General features: G+C 63.7%; 5 protein-coding genes and 1 pseudogene. All 6 read left to right on the top strand.

The annotated features are described in order from the left end of the window. On the top strand, nucleotides 1-546 hold a 546-nt coding region (locus AAC083_RS03720), incomplete at its 5' end, for a beta-ketoacyl synthase chain length factor (protein ID WP_108535837.1). Further along, nucleotides 531-1289, top strand: a complete 759-nt coding sequence (locus AAC083_RS03715; RefSeq protein WP_042035737.1) for a lysophospholipid acyltransferase family protein — start codon at nucleotides 531-533, stop codon at nucleotides 1287-1289. The genes AAC083_RS03720 and AAC083_RS03715, both read left to right, overlap by 16 nt. 17 nt (nucleotides 1290-1306) lie before the next feature. After that, entirely contained in the window at nucleotides 1307-1573 is a 267-nt protein-coding gene (locus AAC083_RS03710) for a phosphopantetheine-binding protein (RefSeq protein ID WP_042035736.1), read from the top strand. 3 nt (nucleotides 1574-1576) lie between these two features. After that, the gene (locus AAC083_RS03705) at nucleotides 1577-1825 is read left to right on the top strand and encodes an acyl carrier protein (protein WP_042035735.1); all 249 of its coding nucleotides are present in this window, start codon (nucleotides 1577-1579) and stop codon (nucleotides 1823-1825) included. After that, a complete protein-coding gene (locus AAC083_RS03700) occupies nucleotides 1794-2432 on the top strand; it encodes a hypothetical protein (protein WP_108535835.1) in 639 nt (212 codons plus the stop codon). The genes AAC083_RS03705 and AAC083_RS03700 overlap by 32 nt, the downstream gene beginning before the upstream one ends. Beyond that, nucleotides 2429-3069 (top strand): annotated as a pseudogene (locus tag AAC083_RS03695) (AMP-binding protein); the annotation flags it as partial. The gene AAC083_RS03700 and the pseudogene AAC083_RS03695, both read left to right, overlap by 4 nt.

Here is a 3069-nt window from a genome sequence, read left to right as displayed (position 1 = left end):
GTGCAGGTGGGGCTGAGCCTGCTGGCTCGCCATCCCGTCGATTACGCCATCTTCGTCAGCCGCCACGGCGAGCTGGCCCGTTCTATGACCCTGTTGCAGGCGCTGGCGAATGGCCAGGCGTTGTCCCCTACCGATTTCTCCATGTCAGTCCACAACACGGCCGCCGGCCTTAGTTCCATTCAGGGCAAGGCTGCCATCCCCATGACCTCGCTGGCGGCGGGAGAGGGCGGCCTGATGGCGGGTTTCACCGAGGCGGTGGCGGCGCTGAGCGCTGGTGCTAACCGGGTGCTGCTGGTGGCGTTCGAGGGGCCTGTGCCCGAGTTTCATCACCCTTGGTTGCCGGGCGAGGCGCCGGCCCATGCGCTGGGGCTGATATTGCAGGCCGGTGAGCAGTGGTGCTGCCAAGCTGCGAGTGGCGTGAGTCCGGGATCCGGGACACCTTCGAATTTGCCTCAGTCGCTGGCCTTCTGGCGTGCCCTGCAGCGGGATGAATCGACACTGACCCTGGGTAATGGCCGGCAGGAGTGGACATGGCAGCGGCGCTGAACCTGTGCTGGCGTCTGTTGGGCACAGCCCTTGGCTTCACCCTTTTCGGGGTGGGCGGTCTGCTGCTCACCCTGTTCTGGTTTCCGCTGCTGGCGCTCTGCCTGCGGGGGGAGCGGCGGCGCACCCTAGCCCAGCTGACCATACGCCACAGCTTTCGGCTGTTTCTCGGCGTATTGCGTGGCTGGGGCGTGCTGGATTATCGGGTGAGCGGCATGCCCGCCGACTTGCGCTGCGCCCTGGTAGTGGCCAATCACCCCAGCCTGCTCGATTACGTCATGCTGGCGGCCGAGATGCCTGTGTGTGACTGTATTGTCAAGCAATCCCTCTGGCGCAACCCTTTCGTGGGCGGTGTGGTCAGGGCGGCAGATTATATTCCCAACGTAGAGGCGGAGCGCCTCTTGCCCTTGTGCATGACGCGGATCCAGGCCGGCGGTCTGTTGCTGATCTTCCCGGAAGGCACCCGCACCACTACGGGGAAGCCCATCAAGCTGCAGCGTGGCGCCGCCCAGTTGGCGGTGCGCAGCCAGGTGCCCCTGCAACCGGTGCGGATCCACTGCAACACCCGATTTCTCACCAAGCAGGACAAATGGTTCAAGATCCCGGAAAATAAGCCGACTTTCACCATCGAATTCCTGCCGCAAGTGGCGCCAGACGAGGTGGTCGCTACCGGACAGAGCAGCGCTCTGGCCGCGCGCCAGTTGACCCGTTTTCTCACACGGGCCCTGCAAACGGGGCCCCAATAACAGCGTATGGAACAGTTATGCAAGACCTGCACCTAGAGATCAAACAACTCATCATCGACAGTCTCAACCTCGAGGGACTGACCCCTGAGGATATAGACAGCCAGGTGCCGCTGTTCGGGGATGGCCTGGGACTGGACTCTATCGATGCGCTGGAGCTGGGCCTTGCCATCAAGGGCCGCTACGGCATAGTGCTCTCCGCCGAGGATGAAAATACCCGTCGTCACTTTGCCTCCGTCGCGGCCTTGGTCGCCCTGGTGCAGGCTCAGTCGAAAGGGGAGGCCTGAGCCATGACCCGTGACGACATTTTTTCCCAGATAAAGGCTGCCCTCGTCGAGTTGTTCGAAGTGGATGAAGAGGCAATTACCCCGGAGGCTCGCCTCTATCAAGATCTCGATCTCGACAGCATAGATGCCATCGATCTGGTGGTGCACCTGCAAAAGCTGACCGGCAAGAAGATAAAGCCGGAAGAGTTCAAGTCGGTGCGCAGCGTCAATGACGTTGTGGATGCGGTCGAGCGTCTGCTCGCCGGCGCCTGATGCAGGTACGCCCCTGACCATGACGCGCTGGCTCTCCTGGCTGGCCGGTGGCGCCCTGCTGCTCTACCCGCTGGCTGTCTACTGGGGGCTGACTCACACCAGCCAGACCCCGCTGCTGCTTGGCCTGCTGGTCATCTTCTCGCTGCGACTGCTGCCGAGTCTGCTCAAGGGCTGGTCACGTCTTGGCCCCTTGCCTGAGTGGCTCTGGCTGGGCCGCCTGCTGGCCTGCATCGGCCTGGGGCTGACTCTGCTGTCAGCCCTGTTCAACGCCCGTCACTGGCTGCTCTACTACCCGCTGGCGGTGAGCATGGCGCTGCTCTGCCTGTTTGGCTGGAGCCTGACCCGTCCCATGAGTCTGGTGGAGCGGCTGGCCCGCTTGCAGGATCCACGTCTGCCGGATGTCGCCATCGGCTACACCCGTCGGGTGACCCAGATCTGGTGCGGTTTCTTCGTGATCAACGGCGCCCTAGCGGCCTTCACCATTTGGTACGGCGATCTGGCGTTCTGGAGTCTCTACAACGGCCTCATCAGCTATGGGTTGATGGGCTCTTTGATGGCTGGGGAGTATCTGGTACGCCGACGGCTGATGAAGAGGCTGGCCCCATGACCCTGTTGCAGGAGATCTGGTGCCGCGAGGGTGAGAGTGTGGTGGCGTTCGGTCAAGGCTGCGAGGTGACCTTGGCCGAACTGCGCTTTGGCAGCCTGCAACTGGCCCGGGCCATGGCCCGCCATGCTCGCTCTAGGCAGCCGCGCGCGCGCTGGACTCTCTGTTTCGATGACAGCCTGCTGTTTGCGCAAGCGTTGCTCGCCTGCGCCCTCTGTGGTCATCAGGCGATCTTGCCGGGCCATCAACGGGTGGCCGGGCTGTTGGCGCTGCGGGATCAGTTTGACGGCCTGCTCACCGATGGCGAGCTGCCAGTCGATGGGCTTGATGTGCCCCAGTTGCGGTTGCCCCTTGCCGATTGCCATGGCGAGCTGGATGCCGAGCGCGCCAGCCGGGCTCCCGATCGTCTCGATCTGACCCTGTTCAGCTCGGGTTCCACCGGCGAACCCAAGGCGATCCCCAAGGTCTGGCCGCAGCTGGAGGCCGAACTGCGGGTGCAGATGGCGCTCTGGGGCCAGGCCCTGGCCGACACACGGGTGCTGGCCAGCGTCAGTCACCAGCACATCTATGGCCTGCTGTTTCGCATCCTGCTGCCGCTGGCCCTGGGGCGTCCGTTCGATCGCCGCAGCATCGACTATCC

Source organism: Aeromonas sp. HMWF014 (assembly GCF_963878295.1).
In the GTDB taxonomy this organism is placed as follows: Bacteria; Pseudomonadota; Gammaproteobacteria; order Enterobacterales; family Aeromonadaceae; genus Aeromonas; species Aeromonas popoffii.
Note: the sequence above shows the minus strand (reverse complement) of the source record. Positions and strands in the feature narration are given on the sequence as shown.